This window comes from Vibrio sp. vnigr-6D03 (assembly GCF_002835515.1).
In the GTDB taxonomy this organism is placed as follows: domain Bacteria; phylum Pseudomonadota; class Gammaproteobacteria; order Enterobacterales; family Vibrionaceae; genus Vibrio; species Vibrio penaeicida.
This window is the reverse complement of sequence record NZ_PIZL01000001.1, coordinates 123,502-144,231: the sequence shown is the minus strand read 5'-3', so window position 1 is coordinate 144,231 and position 20,730 is coordinate 123,502. Positions and strand designations below refer to the sequence as shown.

The window sequence follows — 20,730 nt, the reverse complement described above, 5'->3', positions numbered from 1 at the left end:
GTTTATGGTATTTCTTCCTTTTATGTTTGGTTTTGCATATCAATAGATTAATCTTGAATGCTTTTGGTGCAGTTGCACTGTTAGGTTTCACTAAAATTGTGAAACCAGCACGATGAATATTTCGAAAAGTGAAGGTTAAAAGCAGCTAGTAATTGAGCGGCTGTTTTTAGCGTGGAGTTCGTTGTAATAACGTTTGACTATATCGTTATACACGCCGGATTGCTTCAATCTGATCAGAGTTTGATTGATGGCGGTGGCAAGCTTTTCTGCTCTCGGTGAGCGCTTGGATACCAAAAAATAAAAACGGACATTCTCTTCATTGAGTGGCTGACAAGCAATGTTGTTGGGTAGCGTTACCTGACCAGTTGCGATGCTACCAGCGATAATAGGGGCGGGGATTTCTATTATCTCGCAGCGACCATGTTTTAACATCATGATCATACTGCTTAGCCCTGATTTGTGTGTTGAAATGATCTCGTCATTAAGATGAGTGTGTTTTTCGATGTAATTTTTAATCACGCGCCCATCTGCTTCACATACATCAAAATGTTTCATTTCGCGCAGTGTTGTCAATCTACCCCCCGACATTGGGTTGAAGAGTCCGTTTGGAAACTCGTCTTTAGAATAAAATATGGCGCGAGGGAGGGAGTATATGGGACCAATGAAATAGAATTCTTTCGCTTTCTCTGCACTGTATGTAACGTCTGTGGTGATTTCAAAGCGACCCTCATGCCCAAGTTTCTGTGAGTTATGGAGACATCGCTTATTTGGCATGAGCCTATACTGGAATTCAAACTGGTTCTGGGTTGCTGTGGCTTCCAATATATCTACGTTGACGCCAACCATGTTGCTTATTACTGGTTTGTTTTCTTCTTTTACCGCTGGCTTTTGTGGTACTTCGTAGTAAAACGGCGCCCAAGTCTCCCCGCAAACTTGAACGGGTAGTCTACTATTTATGCTCGATCCTGTGTCGAGATTACCATCAGCCTTCACACGGCTATCTGCGTTTACGATGTTGAAAAAATGCAAAATAACAACGCAGATTAAAGAATACTGCCACAAATACCTGCGCATTTACTCATCCAATAAAAATGTAATAGACCAAGTATAGCCAACCTACTGAGCTGAACAGAAAATAATCCATATCGAAATTCTTTGCTCTATGGGGATATTCTAGAAAAGAACGCTAAACCTGAATGGATTGCCCGTTTGATCAGGTTTACAGCGGCTACACCTCAAAAGTGAAACTAAATAGAGACTATTGGTTATCTTTCTCGTGACTTCTTTGGGTTTTGTCTATTATTTAATCAGTTATAAAAGTGACCAATTGGAGTGGATGATGGAACAGACACCGCGACACATTATGATGGAGCTAGGGTACTTGGGGCTTTTGCCCTTTCTTGGTTGTTTGGTGCTCATGGTGGCGGATATTTCGCTATTTGGGCATACCCCATTGGGGCTTTTTGTTACTTATAGCGCGATTATATTGAGTTTTTTATCCGGTGCTTTGTGGGGAAATGCGATTGATCATTTCTCTCACGCGTTGAGCCGTAATGGAATGCTATTAAGCAATTCTTTCACCTTTATTGCGTGGGCGGTTTTATTGCAATCACCGGAAAATCATTGGATTTCTCTGTTCATGCTGGCTTTTGGGTATGTAGCGGTTTGGTTTACTGAAGCGACATTGCGAAACTCTGAAAATGAAAATAATGCGAAAGGTTACAATGCTCTTAGAACAAGGTTAACCATAGGAGTTGTCGCATTTCATGGGGTTGCGTTAGTGGTATGAATATGATTGTAAATGATTCTCATTGAGTTTTGGTGCTGTGTTGGTATTATCTGACGGCTTTTGGTTATATTCAATTAACCTCAGCCAGGGATAAGGATAAACCTTTTGCATTTAAATCGAAGTAGCGATGTTTGAATGGAGTATCTTTGCTCAGCTTATCCTAAACTGAGGTGCATTTAGGTAAGGAAACCACAATGAGCCAAGTTTGGCATCCACTCACCCATGCTCAACAATCCTATTGGGATGAGTTCTTACACCACCCTGATAGCTCTGGATCTGTTGTAGCCCATCGTATTGAAATTAATGGTCCTTGTGATACTAATTTGTTGCTGCGCGCGATTCGCCAAGCTGTTGATGAAGCAGATGTATTAAACCTATCATTCAAAGTCGAGGAAAGTGAATCTTATCCACGTCAGTCCGTTACTCCTTCGCTGGGTTCGAATGTAGAAATCATCGACCTTAGAACAAAGTCTAATAGTGAAACGTTGGCTAACGAGATGATGCACAGTGACTCAAGTACACCCATTAACCTAACCAACTCTGCGCTTTCTTTACAAAGGCTGTATCTGCTATCTGATGAAAAACGAATTTGGTATTCGCGAGCACACCATATTGCAGTAGATGGTTACAGCATGAGCTTAATCGAGGATCGATGTGCAACGTTATATCGATGTTTTGTATTAGAAGAAATACCACCTGCGGCATACAAAAGGCTCGATACTTACATAAAAGAAGATCATGACTACCTTACTGGGAATCGTTTTGGTCTAGATGAAGCGTTCTGGCAAGAATATATAGAAAATTCCGATCTTGAAAAAGTAGAGAGTAATAGCTTGTGCTCCGATACGGTAGAAAAAAGGTTAGAGTTACCGGATGAGTTAGGCACGGCATTACTGACCTTATCTAAAAAGCTTATGATTGGGTGGACAGACGTTTTACTGCTTCTAACTTCTGCATATTTATATTCCCATTTCCGTAACAAAGAAGGGCAAAAGGAGGATTCATTACCCGTATGGATCCCTTTTATGAATCGAATGGGTAACCCCTGCGCCAATACACCTTCATTAATGGTAAATGCCATACCATATAAAGTGCGTGTTAAACAGAGTGAGGGTGCCGAAGATTATCTTCTGCGATCCGTAAAAGAGTTAAGAAAGCTATATTCACATGGTCGATATAGGTTGGAGAGTAAAAATATACCTGAAGGTGGTCATTATTTCTTGTCACCTTTTATTAACATATTGCCTTTCGATCCACCCGAATTTCACTTATGTAAGACAAATCACCAAGTCATTGCTGGTGGTATTGCCGATGGTTTTAATATTACCTTCCGATCTTCAAAGGATACCTCTGGAATGAGCGTGTTATTTGAAGGAGAGTCGGCACTCTATGATCAGTCCGCAGTAGACGTTCATGCCAATGGGCTGAAGGATTTTTTGTATACCACATTGTTTAATTTTCCTATCAATTAACATCAAATAACCTTTTCATATTTACGAAATATGTTGCTCTAGAATAGGCAGGGTCTATCTCTGCCTAATTTTTATGAGTCTTTAAGGGCTTCTATTCTTTAAATAAAATCCATTAATGATAATAATAATTATTACCAAATATAAATGAGAATGCTTTACATTTGTATGTGCTATCGATAGAGTACAAACCTAAATTCGTCAAGCTACAGATGGAAAAAAGTTCACAAGCATCTGCATATTCAACTCTGATGCTTTTTTACTCTGTCTGATAAGCGGTTTTTAGTCGGAATACTCGCTCTCAAATACGTAACGTAGTGGTTAATGAGAGTCACAAGGAAGTCTAGTCGAATACTCAGCTAAAGAGTCCATCGCCTTTTCACTCATTTGAATAACTTCCAGTTTGGCTTTTATTTTTAGATAAATCGTATTTGAGCGCACCAATTGTTAATGCTTAGTTAAGGAGAATTTTAAATGACAGCATTACGTCCAGCGCAGATGAATGTAATAGGAAACAAAACATTCAAATTGCGCACCTTATCCGCAGTTATTATGGGACTCTGCGTGGGTGGTCAGGCATTTGCAGAAACAAATAATAAAAACGAAGCAAATTCTGAAGAAGGTACTATTTCTGTTGTCACCGTAATTGGTGAAAAAACAGAGCGCTCTATTTACGACACAGGTTCAAGTGTTGAAGTATATGATGAAGACCGCATCAACACAACTCCAGGTGCCACTGAGATTGATGATCTTCTGCAATTAATGCCAAACATCGTTGATTCGGGTCACGGCAACAACTTACCAGCGATTCGAGGTATAGATGGCTCAGGTCCATCATTCGGTGGACTAGCAGCATTTGGTGGTGCTAAGCCAAGATTGAATCTTTCTATAGATGGGCGTTCATTGACGTATTCAGAAGTTGCTTTTGGTCCCCGATCCTTGTGGGATATGCAACAAGCAGAAATTTACCTTGGTCCACAAAGTTACGTTCAAGGTAGAAATGCATCGGCAGGTGCCATCGTCATGAAATCAAAAGATCCTACTTATCACTTTGAAAGTGCTGTAAAAGGTGCAGTCGGTGAACAAAATTATTCTCAGACAGCAGCGGTAATATCCGCTCCTATTCTAGAGGACGAGCTAGCATTCAGATTAAGCGTCGATCAGCAAAAACGTAAGAGTTATGTTGATCTCACGTCTTACGAGCCAGTTGGTGATCCGAGACGAATCGAGATGACAACTGCACGAGGTAAATTCCTTTACGAGCCATCAGGACTTCCTGGTTTTAAGACCACACTGACAGTCGTTCATATGGATACTCGCTCTCCGCAATCTGAAGCCGAGCAAAGTGCCGGAAGTCGTGCTATCTATGAAACTCAGTCGACGAGTGGTATTTGGGATGTTTCTTACGTGTTATCGGATACGCTGATTTTCGAGAACAACTTTGTTTACACGAATCACTCGTATGACCGACTCACCGATCCTGCGGGTAGAGGCGGAAAATTTGACTTCCTATCTAAAAGTAAAGAAATTCAAGTTGAACCAATAGTTCGGTTTAATTCGACAAGTGGAGAAGTTTCAAGCCTCGTTGGTTTGCGTTACTTTAAATCAAATCAAGATGAAACCGTTGATACTCCTAGTTCAGCTTTTCCAATGGAAGACAAAAACAGCACAGTTTCTGCTTTTGCCGAAGTAACATATGCTGTTACACCTAAGGTAGAAGTTGTTGCTGCGGGTCGAATTGAGCGTGAAAACAAAAAACGCTTTGTAGATGACCCTCGATATGCTCTAGATTACGATGAATCTTCCACTATCTTCCTACCTAAGTTAGAAGTTGCTTACAAACCTGAACAAGATCAAACGGTGGGTATTCGTGCTGCAAAAGGCTTTAACTCCGGAGGTGCGGGCTTAGGCTTTAATGGAATTAACTTTGTCGGTTTTACACCTTTTACTTACGAAAACGAATATGTTTGGAACTATGAGTTATTCACTCGTCACAGGTTGTTAGGTGATACTCTAGAATTAACATCTAACGTGTTCTATAACGATTTTGATAACTTTCAAGTTACTCAAACTTCGACAAATGGTGATGTGCTAGTAGATAATGTTGATGGTGCAAGTACTTATGGTGCAGAGTTAGGAAGCCGTTGGCTGACTACAGCTGATTTAGAACTATTTGCGTCACTTGGCTTGTTGAAAACAAACTTCAAAGATCCTGCAGATAAAAAGAAAGAGCTTCCTCGCGCCCCTTCTTTAACCGCGAATCTAGGAGCATTGTACACATTTTATGATGGTTTCGAATTGAGCGGTAACGCGAACTATATTGGCGATTATTTTAGTGATGTTGAAAATACAAAAAGCGCGAAGATTGAAGCATATTGGGTAGCTAATGCTCAGCTTGCTTATGTATTCGACAGTGGTCGCGTAGCGCTATTTGCGTCAAACTTGTTTGACTCCCAAAAAGAAACATTTTACTTTGGTAGAGATGTAACAAAACAAGCGCCTCGCCAAATTGGTGCTTCTGTAGAATTACACTTCTAAATTTTAGATGTAAACAAAAAACGCCTTGCTCAAAGCAAGGCGTTTTGATTGGTAGTAAAAAAGCAGCTTAGGTTATTAACCAAAGATGCATTATTTTTGATTCGTGTGGTTAGGCGGATACTTCACTTGAAGCGATGATTTTTTGCCACGACTCCAATGTTGGTGTCTCCATTAACTGAGCAAAGTTGATATCCAAACCTGCATTTCTAAACTGACCTGTCAGACGCATCATACTGATTGAATCCAAACCTAACTCAATTAAATTTACATCAGGTTTTATTGATTCAGCTGGAACGCCCAAAAGCTGGCTAATCGTCGTTAACAAATCAATACTCGCTTCTTGCTTTGACAAAATAATATCCTTTTTTTTCGGAAGGTTACGTAAAACTTCCAATGTGTGATTCAAAGTCGTCGTACACAATATCATTACTTGATTGTCGCATTCAAATGATTATTATTAGCATTTATAGGAATGCTATGCATAAGTTGCAATGAGTGTGTTTGATTATCTTTTTTCAAGCAAACACTCTCGTCATCAGTACAGAAACATTAGGGAATGAGATGGACATCGTACTCAAGGAAAATGAAGTACAACAAGATTTGCTTTTCGGTTTTATTGAACAGTCTGAAAGTCAATCTGAAAAATTTAAAGATGCCGATATATGGCTGAACACCCCTTTGTGGGGGATTTTATCTGAGGGAGTAGATAAACATCCAAATAAGGTCGCCGTTGAAGATCCTCATGGCGTGCTTTCTTATAAAGAACTGCAACTTGAAGCTGACAAGATAGCAGTAGGTTTAAAGGAGGATGGTTTAAAAGCAGGTGACAGAGTCGTTTTCCAAATTTCGAATAGCCTTTATTTCGCTAAGGTCTTTTTTGCAATACAGAGAGCTGGTTTGGTTCCGGTACTGGCTTTACCTGCTCATGGTGTTGTCGAAATTCGTCATTTTATGAATATTTCTGGTGCAAAGGCTTATTTGGGCTCCAATCTAGAAAATGATGGTAAAGCGATAAGTATATCGGATTCATTATCGGAAGCATTTTCCGACTTAAAACATATTTATATTGCTGGTGACTCGGGCAAATACCGTTCATTACCAAAAGGTGACGTTAACCAGTTTATACCTGAAGAATCAAATCCCGATTTTCCGGCTCTATTTCTGGTGTCAGGTGGGACAACGGGTCTTCCTAAGCTCATTCCAAGAACACATAACGATTATCGTTTTAACATTCAGAGTTGCGCCGACGCGAGCGAATTATCAAATGAAGAGGTTTATCTTGCGGTTTTACCAGTAGCACACAACTTTACGTTAGGGTGCCCTGGGCTACTTGGTGCACTTCAGTGTGGCGGAAAAGTCATCTTTAGTACAAACCCTAGCCCCGACTATTGTTTCGATGTTATCGAAAAAAATAAAGTCACTTCTACAGCATTAGTTCCTGCGTTAGCTCAGTTATGGACAGCAGCTAAAGAATGGGAGAATGCTGACACATCCAGTTTGAGACTTATACAAGTTGGTGGTTCTAAACTTGCGCATTCGGACGCTCTAAATGTTCAACAGGCTTTTCCTGGTGCACTTCAACAAGTCTTTGGAATGGCAGAAGGTCTTATTGCCTGCACGCGACTTGGTGATGATGCTGAACTTGTTGCCACTAAACAGGGACGCCCTGTTAGCCATTGGGATGAGGTACGTGTTGTTAATACCGAGGGGAAACTCGTTTCGGTAGGAGAAGAGGGGGAGTTGCTGACCCGAGGTCCGTATACATTAAGAGGTTACTACCGAGCTGCAGAGCACAATGAGCGTTCTTTTACTGAAGATGGGTTTTATCGAAGTGGTGACCGTGTCGTTGTGGATGAAAATGGCTACATTGTGGTGACGGGTCGGATTAAAGATGTCGTAAACCGAGCTGGCGAATGTATTGCTACAGATGAATTAGAAGAGCAGTTGCTTGCCCATCCAAATGTTGCGCAAATCGCAGTCGTTGCCGTACCGGATAAGCATTTGGGGGAAAGAATAGGCGTAGCGTTAGTCAAGAAAGGTCGAGTGCCGACGCTTCAGGAATTGCGAGTTTTCCTTCAAGAGCAGGGTATCGCTTCATTCAAATTGCCCGATGAACTGAATATTGTGTCCAGCCTCCCTAAAACGGCGGTTGGCAAGATAGACAAAAAGCGCGTTCCCGGTCCCGATGGTAACCCTTGGGTTAATACTTCCATATAACTGAAATTGGGCTGCTGATTTGCAGCCTAATTTAATGCAAAAGCGGAAGTATACTAATTGAATATATATTGATAATAAGATACATTCTCATTTCGCTTCAGGGCGAGAAATTCTATTTTCTCCATATTCTTCAACAGGTAAGGATTGAAGTTGAAAGTAGGAGACAGACAGCAGGGAATGAAATTTAAAGGAAATTAACGTGTCATCTTTAAAGAAGCCAGAAGCTTGCGAAAGTCTTAACGATATCCGAACAGGAATAGACTCCCTTGATAAAGAGATTATTCAACTTCTCTCAAGGCGAATGGGGTATGTAAAAGCAGCAGCGCAATTTAAGCCTAATGAAGAAAGTATTCCAGCTCCCGAACGTGTTGTGGTGATGCTAGAAGATCGAAAAAAATGGGCAGAAGACGCAGGAATATCAGCAGAGTTTGTTGGAACGATATTTCCTAACATCATCGATTGGTACATCAACCAACAAATACAACACTGGCGTCATGAAAGAGGGCTTTCAGTAGAGGAGTCTGAAGATATAGCAACTTGATAATGATTTTTGACATTATCAATCAATAAGCGACTAGAGCACGACACATTATCAATCTCAATGTTTTTACTTTAGTTGCTGAGCGCAAAGACCTGATTTATCGGGCTATTTAAATAGGAACGTCAGGCGCTAATTAGAGTATTAAGGACAATCAGAAATGGCTATACCTAAGATTGCGAGTTACGACTTGCCGGAACACAAAGAATTTCCAGAAAACAAGACGAATTGGGAAATTGACCCTAGTACCGCAGTACTGTTGATTCACGATATGCAGGAATACTTCGTGAATTATTATGAGGTGAACGCCTCACCTATGGTTGATGTTTTAAAAAATATCAATGAACTTAAAAAGAGAGCCAAAGAAGCCGGTATTCCTGTTATTTATACGGCTCAACCTGCCAATCAAGATCCGAAAGACAGGGCGTTGTTATCCGATTTTTGGGGACCTGGGTTGAATGGTGATCATACCCCAGTTGTTTCCTCCCTTGCACCAGAAACAGACGATATTGAATACGTCAAATGGCGTTACAGCGCGTTCAAGAAAACACCATTGCTTGAATACATGCAAGAAAACAACAAAACTCAGCTGATCATCTCCGGTATCTACGGTCATATTGGCATTTTGTCTACAACGCTTGATGCTTTTATGCTGGATATTCAGCCATTTATAGTTGGGGATGCCATTGCGGACTTCTCACGTGAAGACCATGTTCACACATTGAATTATGTTGCCGGCAGAGCGGGTAGCGTCAAAACACTTGGCAAAGTTATGAGTGAAATACAGACCACCGAAGGCTCTGTACTTAGCCTCAATGTATTGCAGTCTGACGTAGCAGAAGCATTGGGTGTTTCTTCTGATGATCTTGATGTGAATGAAAACTTAATGTTTGTGGGACTGGATTCCATGAGAGCAATGACACTTGTTGAAAAGTGGAATAAGCAGGGGGCCAATGTTTCGTTCTCTCAACTAATTGAAGCGGTGTCACTGCAAGAGTGGTGGCAGGCTATTGAACCAACTATCAATCATAAGAAAGAAGAAGTGTCAGCATAACCATGTTCACATGAGGCAACATGAGCTTCTCCAGTTATACACAAGAGGTAAACCAATGAGCGATAATCCAGAGCGCTTATATCCGATGTTATTAAGCTTCGTACGTAAGGAATACGTATCTAAAAACCTTCTACGAGTGACGGTAACAGGTGAAGACTTAATAGGGTTCCCTGAAGATCAAGGTGGTACCCATATAAAAGTATTTTTCCCAAATAGGGAAAATGGGATATTGCAGCTCCCGTATAGGGAAGGTGAAACGGTTGTATGGCCAGAACATAAACCAGTCCCTAGAGCATATTCAGTCAGAAAATACCGTGCGGATGTGAATGAACTTGATATCGATTTTGTTACTCATGGTGAAAATTCTCCCGGTGGTGGATGGGCACTCAAAGCAAAAGAAGGTTCTCAAATCGGGCTTGTCGGTCCAGCCGGACCAGACCCGTTGATTGAGCCCGCTGATTGGCACATTTTTGCTGGTGATCTTACCGCAGCCCCTGCTATTAGCGCGATTTTGGAAGTGTTACCGTCTGACACTGTTGGCTATGCGTTTATTGAGATTGATGATATTGAAGACAAACACGACATCAAGCACCCAGAAGGTGTTGTTGTGAAGTGGATTCTAAGGGAACCAAAAGATGGCCATGCTCAGTTAAGCAAGGCTATCATTAAGCTTACCCCTCCGAGTGGTTCAGAGACTCTTTCTGCTTTTATTGCTGGTGAGAATGAAAGTGTTCTCGCTTGCCGAAAAGTGCTCAGAGAAGAATATAAACTGACTAAGAAAGACATGTATGCCATTCCTTACTGGAAACGAGGTAAGGATGAAGAGGCTTATCATGCCGAGCGTCACGAAGTAATGGACGAAGAATACTAATTTCTTCAACAGAACCTAGCCTACTCAAAAAAACCGACTTCACTGAAGTCGGTTTTTTTTATTCTTGTTGAGAAGAAAGGCTTATATTTAGGCTGAAGTGTATTCTTCTCGAAGCTTTTTCTTGTTGATTTTACCAACGGAAGTTTTTGGTAATGATTCGACAAATTTAATGAGGTCAGGGATTTTGTAATCCGCTAAGCCGCATTCGCGCAAGAAGTATTTAAGTTTGATCGGGTTTACTTCGGTTCCTTTTGCCTTAACGACAACCGCACAACTGCGTTCACCCAGATAATCATCGGGTATGGCAATTAAAGCGACATCATGAATACACTTATGGCGTAGCAACTGATTCTCGACTTCTTCTGCCGCAATTTTTTCGCCTCCTCGATTAATCTGGTCTTTATCTCTCCCTGTTACGACGATGTTGCCATCTTCCGTGAGTTTGACAATGTCCCCAGTACTGTAAAAACCTTCGTCATTAAATGAGCGGCGATTATGCTCTTCTGCGCGGTAATAGCCACGAATGGTGTAAGGTCCTTGAGTTAGAAGGAAACCCTCGTCTCCTACTGGCACACTAGCTCCATTTTCATCTACGACCTTTACTTGATCATGCTCAGAAATAGGTCGACCTTGGGTAGAGGTAATCACTTCGATAGGATCGTCTAGGCGGGTGTAATTAACCAGCCCTTCAGCCATACCAAATACCTGTTGAAGTCGGCAGTCCAGTTTGTCTGGTAGCGCCTTCGCAGCGGTCTCGCTAAATTTTGCGCCGCCCACCTGAACGAGTTCAAGACTTGAGAGATCATGGGTTGTGGACTGAGCTTGATCCATCCACAGCAAAGCGAGTGGAGGAACCAAACCGGACACCGTCACTTTATGATCTTCAATCAGCTTAAACGCCGATTTTGGCGTCGGGTCTTGGGTTAGAATGACGGCTCCACCCGCAAAGAATACCCCTAAAGCACCTGGAGAACTTAACGGGAAGTTATGGGCGACAGGCAGCGCGCAAAGGTAACGAGTATTTTCATCAAATTCGCAAATGACGTTGCTGCCAATAACGCTGTAAGCATAGTCATTGTGAGTGCGGGGAATCAATTTTGGAGTCCCCGTTGTTCCACCGGACAATTGAAAGAATGCTAAGTCTGATGCATCTGCGGTTTGAATATGATCCGGTTGCCCTTCGATATCCTCTAATGCGGTGAATCTATCGTCCTGAATACTTGAAGTATTGCCACGCACAAGCACGTGCTTCAGCTCATTATCTTCATCAAGTACCTGTGTTGCTAATCCTTGGTAGTTAAACCCTGTATGTTCACCATCGATAATGTAAGCTTTCGCTTCGGCGTGTTTACAAAAATAAGAGATTTCAGACAATCGATGAGCGGGCAAAGCTAAAACTGGTCGAATGCCTTTCTGCAGCAATGCAAAGTAGCAGAGGTAGAATTCCGCTACGTTTGTCATCTGCAATACGACGTTGTCACCTTTGACTAATCCTAGTGACTGAAATCCGGATGCGAGTTTGGAGATACGCTCGGCTAGCTCTTTGTAGGTGAATTGGCGCTCACCGCATACTAGTGCAATCGAGTCACCATATTGGGTAACAGAGTGCTGAAAATGATCGAAAAGCGTTTTATCTAACCAATACCCAAGCTCTCTATATTGCGTGTCCAGAGATTCTGGCCACGCTGTAAAATCTAAATGATTATTCGAACCCACAATTTCACCTAAGCAGTCAGCATGTCTTTAAGTTGAATACCTGCCGCCGTCAAAATGGTGTTCATCTTCGCACCTGTTTCATCCAGCTCGCTTTGCGGTTGAGACTCATCAACAATACCTGCACCGGCAAATACTTTCATTTGTCGCTTCTGTACTTCTGCACAACGGATGGTGACCACCCATTCGCCATTACCTCTTGAATCACACCATCCCACCATGCCAGTAAAGTAACCGCGGTCGAACTGCTCCAGTTTTCTGATTGCATCGTAGGCTTTTTCGCGAGGATAACCGCAAACCGCTGGGGTAGGGTGCAGTTCTGCCGCGACCTTAAGCACATTGATTGCTGGGTCATTGACTTGTCCTTCCAGAACCGTAGAAAGGTGCAACATAGTCTTTGTTTCAATAACCGAAGGAATCATAGGCGTATAAAGGTTGTAGCAGTACTTACTCATAATGCGTTCAACTTCTTCAACGACCAAACCGTGCTCGAACAGATCTTTGTTTGTATTCAGTAGGGAATCGACGGATGCTTTATTCAGTTCTTGAGACTCCGATCTTGGGCGAGAACCAGCAAGGGGGTTAGAAATTAAGTGGCTGCCTTTTTTAGCGACAAGAAGCTCGGGGCTTGCACCCATCAGCTTTTGGTCTTCACTGATGTTTGCAGCAAAGGTGTACCCCTTAGAATTGATCGCCAAAAGATTGCGAAGCAAAGCTTGCTGCTGAATATCTGTGTCTGTTGCAACTTCAATTGCACGAGAAAGAACAACCTTTGAAAGCTCTGTGTTAGCAAACATATCAAGTAGGTCGGATACCCCTTGTTTGTAATGATTGCCACTTGGTGAAGAAATCACTCTTGCGTCAGAAGATGATTGAGAGTTAGGTCTCAGTGCTCTGGTGCTACTCGAAACGTACAGTTTCTCTGGAATGATAAATTTAGTTGGGTTTTCTTCATTGAACGGCACAACACCAAATAAAACTGGATTATCCGAATCCGACTTCTTTGCAGCCTGTAGCATTTCGTTGGCTTTAGCCGCCAACTGGGTAAATGGAATGGATTGATGAAATTCATTCTCGACACCTTTACCCATCATGGTGTTATCTGGAGAAGCGAAGAAAAACGGAGAAGACAATAGTTCATTGTCCAATAGTTCACTTTCCATTTTTGAATAGCCAATCACTTCACGTTTCATAACAGATCCCTCTTGAAATATAGATCGTGACGATGGGACGCCGTACCAAAAATCAGATGTTAGATTCTGTCTAAGGTTGGAGCATCTACATCGGGTTGCTTATTTTGGGAACTAAGATTACAGTTACGAACGGGTAAATGCTAATGATAATAATTACCATTTGATGTTAATTCTCATTATTAAACATTGATCACAGTTATTGCCTCTTTCCTTTAAATAAATGTTACTAAGAGAGCTTTTTTGTTTATTTTTCATACGGTAATTTTCATATATGTCAAAATTTCTTGAAGGAAATCACGTTTTACTGACGGGTGCTGCAAAAGGTATTGGGTTTAGCACACTAGAGAATTTGCTCGAAGCAGGGGCGAAGGTGATAGCAACGGATATAGATGTTGATCTATTAGCCTCAAAATCTGATTCTCTTTCTACGCAATTTCCAGATCAGCTTCAGGTGTTCAAATTGGATTTGTCCAAACCGGAACGTGTTAAAGAAAGTATTCATCAATGGATCTGTGAGTATGGGGAGTTTGATCATTTAGTCAGTTGTGCAGGCATACTTCACTTAGGTGCCTTGTGTGATATGGCTTTAGAACAGATCGAGAATACCTTTATGGTGAATACGTTTGGCGTTTTGTCTGCAATGCAGGCTGTATCGACGAGTATGAAAGCGCGACGTAAAGGTAATATTGTGGTTGTAGGGTCAAATGCAGCAAATACACCCCGAGCAAATATGGGAGCATACGCTGCATCAAAATCGGCGCTGCATATGTTTGTGAAGTCGGTAGGTATTGAGCTCGCACCATTGGGTATTCGTTGTAACATTGTCAGCCCAGGTTCAACCCGCACTGAGATGCAGTTACAGCTTTGGAATGATGATTATGGTGAAGAGCAGGTGATTGCAGGAGACGCAAAACAGTTTCGATTAGGCATTCCACTGAATAAAATTGCTGAACCTAACGATATTGCCCAAACCATTTTATTCTTGATGTCTGACGCAGCTAATCACATCACTATGCATGACCTCCGCGTTGATGGCGGTGCAACGCTTGATAACTGATCTGACATATTAAGCTCTGGCTGTTTTAGAGTTTGAAAAAGAAAATGGCGCTTGATGCGCCATTTTTGCTGTCTATTTTCATTTGCCATCTGTTACCGCTTACCACTCAATCTAACTTGACGACTGTTCTCACTTAACGAGCGTTTTAACATCCGTAATCGATTGCTTAATTGGGTAAGGTTTTAATTCGCTAGGCGACAGTTGAAAATTGCTTGCGATCGGCTTCCGCTTTTGCATTCGCAAAAATATCGAGAATTGCTACTGTATCTTCCCAGCTGAGGCACTCATCAGTAATAGATTGCCCTTTAGTAAGTGGAAAGTTACCAATGCTCTGTGCTCCTCCAACTAAGAAGCTTTCAGACATCACTCCAGCAATGTATTGCTCACCATCGATGATTTGCTGCGCGATATCTCGGGCTACATTGAGTTGGTTTTTCGCAACTTTTAGGCTATTTCCATGGCTACAGTCAACAATTAAGTTTGGGGTCAAGCCGCTCGACTCTAGCTGCTTTGTTACTTCACATACGTGTTCATTGGAATAGTTTGGCTTTTTCCCGCCTCGCAGAATAACGTGTCCTGCTGGATTACCTTTGGTTATTGCGGCAATAGGTGCTTCACCGAATCCTGAAACGCAAATCAGGTGGGATGACTTAGCGGCATGAATCGCATCAATTGCGATATTGATATTACCATCTGTACCGTTTTTAAACCCAATAGGGCATGGAAGCGCTGAAGCCATTTGCCTATGAGTTTGGGATTCAGTAGTTCTGGCTCCTATTGCACCCCAGCAAATCAAATCAGAAATGTACGGGTAAATGGTTGTATCCAAAAATTCGGTTGAGGTAGCCAGCTTTAAATCGATGACGTCTTTTAGGAACTTTCTTGCGACAAACAGCCCTTTTCTCATATTGTGGCTGTCATCCAAATCAGGGTCGACAATGAGTCCTTTCCATCCCACTCGGGTACGAGGCTTTTCAAAATAGGTTCGCATTACGATGAGAAGTTGGTCGCTATACTTGCCCTGTAGATCCGCTAACTTACGGGCGTATTCCAAACCAGCTTCTGGATCATGGATCGAACAAGGACCAATGATAACCAGTAGTCGGTTATCTTCCCCGTTTAAGATTTGTGAGATTTCTTTTCGCTTCTCACTGATAAACAGCTCACTCTCTGAATCCAAAGCGATTTCATTCACCACATCTGGTACTCGTGGCAGCGAACCGATAGGGGTAGAGTGAATCAGTTTTTGTAGCTCTTGCATCCTTCCTCCTACAAGAAGTGTTCCTTGATGCTTTACCTTTAACGAAGTTGAATCCAGCCAGGATCTAGCTGGACTAAATTAAATAAATGATAATCATTATCATTTTGGGTGGGGGATTATTAAGATATCAGCAGCATAATGTCAAGCCTATTATCTGAGGGAAATTCGACGCTCTTAGTAAGAAAATCAACGATATGTCAGTAAGTTATTCAAATACTCATTAATCTTCGTTGATATACAACCACTCTCACTAGTTACAAATGATAATAATTATTATTAATATTTGAGTTTCATGCCGACCTAGTGTATTAAATTACCCAATTTAGCCTCGTGGCGTATTTAATGGATTAAATAGTGTGGAAATTGAAATGAAAGAACTGACAACCATACAAGCAGCTTATTTGGTCGGCAGACAATCTGGTCAATCGATGGGAGGGGTAGCCGCTCATATTTATGCTGAATTTGATGGAAAAAATATTAACGAGGAGCGGTTAGCACTTGCGGTAACTCGGCTTTATGCTGAGCATCCTATGCTAAGAATGAAAATCACCCCTGAGGGGCAGCAAACCATTTCTCCTTTGTCCTCTATTCATAAGCTTGTTGTTGACAGCATCGAACACTTAAACTCGGAAGACACCGAGTCATTTTTACTAAACAAACGTGCGACTAAAACGGATCAAAAGCTCGCTTTAGAGAACGGTCAATGTATAGAAATTAGTGCGACTCTTCATTCAAAAGGTCAATGCCGCCTTCATATCGACGTGGATATGATTGCTGTTGATGCGCAGAGTTTCCGAATTTTAGTAGAAGAGTTAGCTAAATTTTACACAAATGAACAATCAGAAAACGACGTTCCGGAATCGATTCCTTTTTTTGAATATTTAGAGGGACAAGCCGCAGACAAATACCTAGTCTCGAAAAGAAAAGAAGACAAAAAATGGTGGCAAGATCGATTAGCAAGTGTCGCAGATGCGCCTGCATTTCCTTATGTTAGCGAGAGTATTGATCGCCAACATGGGCATAGTCAGCGATTTACTCATTTGTTCACACCCGATGAGAGAACGTCCATTGAAATCCTGGCTAAAGCGCATCACTTAACTCAGACTCAGCTCTTTTTGACGCTTTTCTCACAAGCGATTGGGAGTTCTTGTAACGCTCCGGATTTCCGATTGAATGTGCCCACCTTCCATAGAGGGTTTTATGAAGGTGATGTCGACGCCATCATTGGTGATTTTTCCAACTTGCTGATTTACAGCGCCAGTTTAAAAGCGCAAGAATCTACTCTTAACCATTGTCGTCGCACAGCCAATCAGCTTAATCAATTACTTAGCCATGAACACTATTCAGGTGTTGCGTTGATGCGTGATCTCTCTCGTCATCATGGTGCGGTGCAAGCGTCACCTGTAGTATTTACTTCGGGTCTGGATTTTGATGGAGATAACCTGTTCACTGATGCCGTCACTACGGCATTCGGTAAGATGAATTGGGTGATCTCTCAAGGTGCTCAGGTAACTTTAGATGCTCAGATAGCCCCCGCATACGATGGAATATTCGTGAATTGGGATGTGCGGATGGATGTATTCCCCGAAGGTTTTGTCCAAACACTCTTCGATAAGTTTATAGCTATCGTAAGATCGTTGGCAGCCAACCCAGAAAGCATCCATCTCTCATTGGAACAGACGTTGGCAAATCTGGGATTTGATTGTCCTTCACTACCCCTGAAGAGCGCATCACCTAAGTCATTGACTGAACTTCAAAAATCTTATCTCTTAGGTCGTTCCACTCAGATTCCGATGGGTGGCACTGCAATGCATGAATTTAGGGAATACCGAGGCAAGATCGACTCAAGCTTGGTTGAATCCCGCTTAGAATTGTTAGTTAAAAAATTCGACGCACTTCGCACGTATATAGATGAGTACAAGCTTCTTCAGCACGTTTCTTCTAAAGCAGTTCTTAACTTTCATTCTCACGATCTTCGACATCTTTCCGTTGAACAATCACTGGAACAAATAGAAGCTATTCGCGTGGCAAGTAATCACACGATGCACGATCTCTCAAGACCGCCTTGGTCGGTATCAGTTATCCAATTGCCAGAATCTGATTTAGCGTATCAAACGGTTGTATTTACGAGTTTTGATGCGTTAATCGTTGATGGAAGAACACACTCTCTTATTCTTTCTGAGTTACTGAAAAAGAATAGTAATCAACTGCAAGAGACCAGCACGAATCAAGCACATGTTTCGCCTGTTTCAAACCAAGAAGGCGAAAAAGACAATGCTAAAAAGCTTGCAGATGAAACATACTGGGAGAACAAACTGAATCCAGAGTGTGCACCACCTTCACTTCCTTGGAAGCAACGCTTAGAAAACATTAAAGCCTCACGCTATCAACGAGAAAGTATCGTCATCGAGAAGTCGGTGGTGACTCAGTTGACGATGGCGAGCGCCGCTAACAGTTTGTTCTTAAATTCAGCCCTTTCAGCCTTAATCCTTGAAGGGATGTCTTATTGGACTACCGAGCAAGAAATGAGGGTAGGTTTTCCTGTTGCTATCCCGCAAAAAGATCGTCCACTGGGAAATGATTCGACGTTTGTTATTCTGGAATACCGTAAAAACGATGGCACCTTATTAGAGCGTGCTCGAAGCATGCAGAGTGATATGCTTGAGGCTCTCGACCATTTGGAGTTCTCAGGTGTTGATATTAATCGACAACTCATGAGTTCCCGCTCGACCTCTTTGGCGTTACCTGTAGTGGTCACCAATGGTTTGGCGTGGGAGACCTTGTCTGAGGAAGACGATTTGGTGTTCTCCTCCGGTGTGACTCAAACGCCTCAGGTTGCTCTCGATATTCGTCTAAATTTCGATGAAAGCAAGAATCTTGTTCTGAGTTTCGACTATGCCGTTGACGCCTTAGATAAGCAAGTTGTTGTTTCGATACTCACGTCAATAGAGCGCCACGTGCAATCGGTGTGTGAGAATAATCATTTCGATGTTGCTTCACACGAGGTTGTAAACCTTGATCATTACAAACTGAACTGCGACCCGTCGGATTTTGAATGCTCTAGGTTTTTAGCCAAGATTGCAAAAAATTTGGGTGACGATGCTTCGAATGATATCGCGATTATTTGTGGCGACAGACAGATAAGCTACAAAGCTTTTGGGGAAGATGTACATAAAGTGATGCAGCATATTGCTCACCTTGGTTTGAAGCAAGGTGATGTGTTGGCGATCTGTTTACCAAAGAGCCCTGAACATCTGGTTATGACCATCGCATGTTCGCTGTCTGGTATCATTTGGGTACCTATTGATGCTTCATCACCAGAAGAGCGGTTGGATTATTTATTAAGTAATTGCAATGCTAGCTTGGTGGTGAGTATTCAGCCTTCTGGTCGAGCACACTCCGTGACCTATGAGTCGCTTTTGCAACCTGTTGATGAAATCTACGTTTTGCCTTCCAACGATGAGTTAGAAGCGTTGAGTAGAAGTGAGCAAGGCTCTTACTACTTGTATACCTCTGGGACAACAGGAAAGCCCAAATGTGTGGTGATGAACAGCCGAGCGACCTCGAATGTCATTGGGGAAACCTGTAAAGCGTGGGAAATTACATCTGACGATGTTTTGATGTGCGTGACACCTTTCCATCATGATCTTTCTGTGTTCGATATCTATGCGGCATTCTCGACGGGCGCCACCATTGTATTACCAGCAGCAGGAGAAGAAAAAGACGCTATCAGGTGGAATCAGTTGGTCGAGCAGCATGGCATTACCATTTGGCAATCGGTGCCAGCACTTATGGAAATGCTGCTTTCCTGTATGCAGGGTGAAAAACTGAAATCTTTACGGCTAGTTTGCCAAGGTGGAGATTACGTTAAGCCTAAGACCATTGAAGAGCTTCGGGCGCTAGAGCAAGATATCCGCATGGTTTCCATTGGCGGACCAACAGAAACGACTATATGGAGCGTATGGCATTATGTGACAGACGACGACATCACCGTCATTCCGTATGGTCGACCATTCCCTGCAAACCAGTACTTCATTATGGACGGGTTAGCGAAACACGTCCCACAAGGGGTTGTTGGTCGAATCATGACAGTCGGAGCAAACCTTGCTTCAGGCTATTTGGAAGATGGTGAGTTGAAACAAACTGACTATGTGACAATTGTGGATGATCAAGGTAACGAAGCCAGAGCCTTTAGAACAGGGGATTTGGGTTATTACCGTGAAGACGGAAACATCATCTTTGCAGGGCGAGTTAACGGTTACGTGAAGGTTAGAGGAGTGCGTGTCTCGCTTCCTGACGTCGAGAAAGAGCTAAATCGATGCCCTGAGGTTGAACAGGTACTGATCGTAGATTACACGGAGCGTAATGGTGACATTGCTTTGGGTGCAATTTATACCGTTGCCGAAGGTCAATCTGCAAATGCGGCAGATATACGTGAATTTGCCCAACAGTGCTTACCAAACTCTCATGTTCCTTCTCAGTTACTGGAGTTGGATAAGCTCCCACTTTCGCGAAACGGAAAGTTCGATCGAAATCAAGCAAGAGAGCAATTGATTCTCTCACTTGGGCAAACAGAACCAAGTACAACTCAGGTTAAACAACGCACCAGCAAGCAGAGTACTTCTAGACAAAGCAGCTCAATCGTTTCAGCGGTTGAACCGAACTTCGCAAAGATCATAGAAGCTTATGAACAAGTGATTGGGAAGCGAATAGAAGGTTTTGACGAAAACAGTGCATTTCTATCGCTCGGGCTAAAGCCTTCTCACCTTAAGGGTGTTTCCACTCAACTTAGCCAAGCGTACGGACGTAAAGTGTTTGCGCGAAGCTTAATTAAGTGCAGAAACGCGAAAGAGGTGCGTGAGGTCATATCGAGCTGAGTGTTTATCTATTGCTGTGCCTTGGTAACTGCAAAGAACTTGGAAAGAATTCATCATTCCAAGTTCTTCTTCTCAAAATGGATCAGAACATGAGGTTCGATCCTAAATCTTGAGGTCTCTGGGTAGGTATCAAGCTAACGCTCACCGAGTACA

Annotated in this window: 14 protein-coding genes; 9 read left to right on the top strand and 5 right to left on the bottom strand. The window is 42.3% G+C overall.

Annotated elements, in window-relative coordinates; translation table 11 throughout:
* Nucleotides 1-135: 135 nt before the first annotated feature.
* Nucleotides 136-1,074 carry a transporter substrate-binding domain-containing protein gene (locus tag CW749_RS00575; RefSeq protein WP_101109936.1) on the bottom strand — a complete coding sequence of 313 codons (939 nt, stop codon included), beginning with the start codon at nucleotides 1,072-1,074 and terminating at the stop codon, nucleotides 136-138.
* 265 nt (nucleotides 1,075-1,339) lie between these two features.
* Here CW749_RS00575 and CW749_RS00570 point away from each other — a divergent pair, with 265 nt between their 5' ends.
* The 3 genes from CW749_RS00570 to CW749_RS00560 all read left to right on the top strand — a co-directional run bounded on the left by CW749_RS00570 (nucleotide 1,340) and on the right by CW749_RS00560 (nucleotide 5,796).
* The gene (locus CW749_RS00570) at nucleotides 1,340-1,789 is read left to right on the top strand and encodes a DUF3429 domain-containing protein (RefSeq protein WP_101109935.1); all 450 of its coding nucleotides are present in this window, start codon (nucleotides 1,340-1,342) and stop codon (nucleotides 1,787-1,789) included.
* Nucleotides 1,790-1,983: 194 nt separating this feature from the next.
* A complete protein-coding gene (locus tag CW749_RS00565; protein WP_101109934.1) occupies nucleotides 1,984-3,261 on the top strand; it encodes a condensation domain-containing protein in 1,278 nt (425 codons plus the stop codon).
* Nucleotides 3,262-3,732: 471 nt separating this feature from the next.
* Nucleotides 3,733-5,796, top strand: a complete 2,064-nt coding sequence (locus CW749_RS00560) for a TonB-dependent receptor (RefSeq protein WP_101109933.1) — start codon at nucleotides 3,733-3,735, stop codon at nucleotides 5,794-5,796.
* Nucleotides 5,797-5,905: 109 nt separating this feature from the next.
* Here the strand turns inward: CW749_RS00560 and CW749_RS00555 are convergent, their stop codons facing one another.
* Nucleotides 5,906-6,148 carry a phosphopantetheine-binding protein gene (locus CW749_RS00555; protein ID WP_237322266.1) on the bottom strand — a complete coding sequence of 81 codons (243 nt, stop codon included), beginning with the start codon at nucleotides 6,146-6,148 and terminating at the stop codon, nucleotides 5,906-5,908.
* Nucleotides 6,149-6,357: 209 nt separating this feature from the next.
* Here CW749_RS00555 and CW749_RS00550 point away from each other — a divergent pair, with 209 nt between their 5' ends.
* The 4 genes from CW749_RS00550 (at nucleotide 6,358) to CW749_RS00535 (ending at nucleotide 10,476) form a co-directional block, all read left to right on the top strand.
* Nucleotides 6,358-8,013 (top strand): AMP-binding protein, encoded by a 1,656-nt coding sequence (locus tag CW749_RS00550; RefSeq protein WP_101109931.1) that lies wholly within the window; start codon nucleotides 6,358-6,360, stop codon nucleotides 8,011-8,013.
* 199 nt (nucleotides 8,014-8,212) lie between these two features.
* Nucleotides 8,213-8,554 (top strand): isochorismate lyase, encoded by a 342-nt coding sequence (locus tag CW749_RS00545; RefSeq protein WP_101109930.1) that lies wholly within the window; start codon nucleotides 8,213-8,215, stop codon nucleotides 8,552-8,554.
* A 157-nt stretch (nucleotides 8,555-8,711) separates the two neighbouring features.
* Complete coding sequence (locus CW749_RS00540; RefSeq protein ID WP_101109929.1) at nucleotides 8,712-9,605, top strand: isochorismatase family protein; 894 nt, start codon at nucleotides 8,712-8,714, stop codon at nucleotides 9,603-9,605.
* A 55-nt stretch (nucleotides 9,606-9,660) separates the two neighbouring features.
* Complete coding sequence (locus CW749_RS00535; protein WP_101109928.1) at nucleotides 9,661-10,476, top strand: siderophore-interacting protein; 816 nt, start codon at nucleotides 9,661-9,663, stop codon at nucleotides 10,474-10,476.
* Between the two features lie 87 nt (nucleotides 10,477-10,563).
* On the opposite strand, the gene CW749_RS00530 is transcribed toward CW749_RS00535, so the two are convergent.
* Nucleotides 10,564-12,192 carry a (2,3-dihydroxybenzoyl)adenylate synthase gene (locus CW749_RS00530; RefSeq protein WP_101109927.1) on the bottom strand — a complete coding sequence of 543 codons (1,629 nt, stop codon included), beginning with the start codon at nucleotides 12,190-12,192 and terminating at the stop codon, nucleotides 10,564-10,566.
* 8 nt (nucleotides 12,193-12,200) lie between these two features.
* Nucleotides 12,201-13,382 (bottom strand): isochorismate synthase, encoded by a 1,182-nt coding sequence (locus CW749_RS00525; RefSeq protein ID WP_101109926.1) that lies wholly within the window; start codon nucleotides 13,380-13,382, stop codon nucleotides 12,201-12,203.
* A 271-nt stretch (nucleotides 13,383-13,653) separates the two neighbouring features.
* Here CW749_RS00525 and CW749_RS00520 point away from each other — a divergent pair, with 271 nt between their 5' ends.
* Entirely contained in the window at nucleotides 13,654-14,439 is a 786-nt protein-coding gene (locus CW749_RS00520; protein ID WP_101109925.1) for a 2,3-dihydro-2,3-dihydroxybenzoate dehydrogenase, read from the top strand.
* Between the two features lie 190 nt (nucleotides 14,440-14,629).
* Here the strand turns inward: CW749_RS00520 and CW749_RS00515 are convergent, their stop codons facing one another.
* On the bottom strand, nucleotides 14,630-15,700 hold the full coding sequence (locus CW749_RS00515; RefSeq protein ID WP_101109924.1) for a 3-deoxy-7-phosphoheptulonate synthase: 1,071 nt from the start codon (nucleotides 15,698-15,700) through the stop codon (nucleotides 14,630-14,632).
* A 368-nt stretch (nucleotides 15,701-16,068) separates the two neighbouring features.
* On the opposite strand from CW749_RS00515, the gene CW749_RS00510 reads away from it, so the two are divergent.
* Complete coding sequence (locus tag CW749_RS00510; RefSeq protein WP_101110574.1) at nucleotides 16,069-20,577, top strand: amino acid adenylation domain-containing protein; 4,509 nt, start codon at nucleotides 16,069-16,071, stop codon at nucleotides 20,575-20,577.
* Nucleotides 20,578-20,730: the final 153 nt, after the last annotated feature.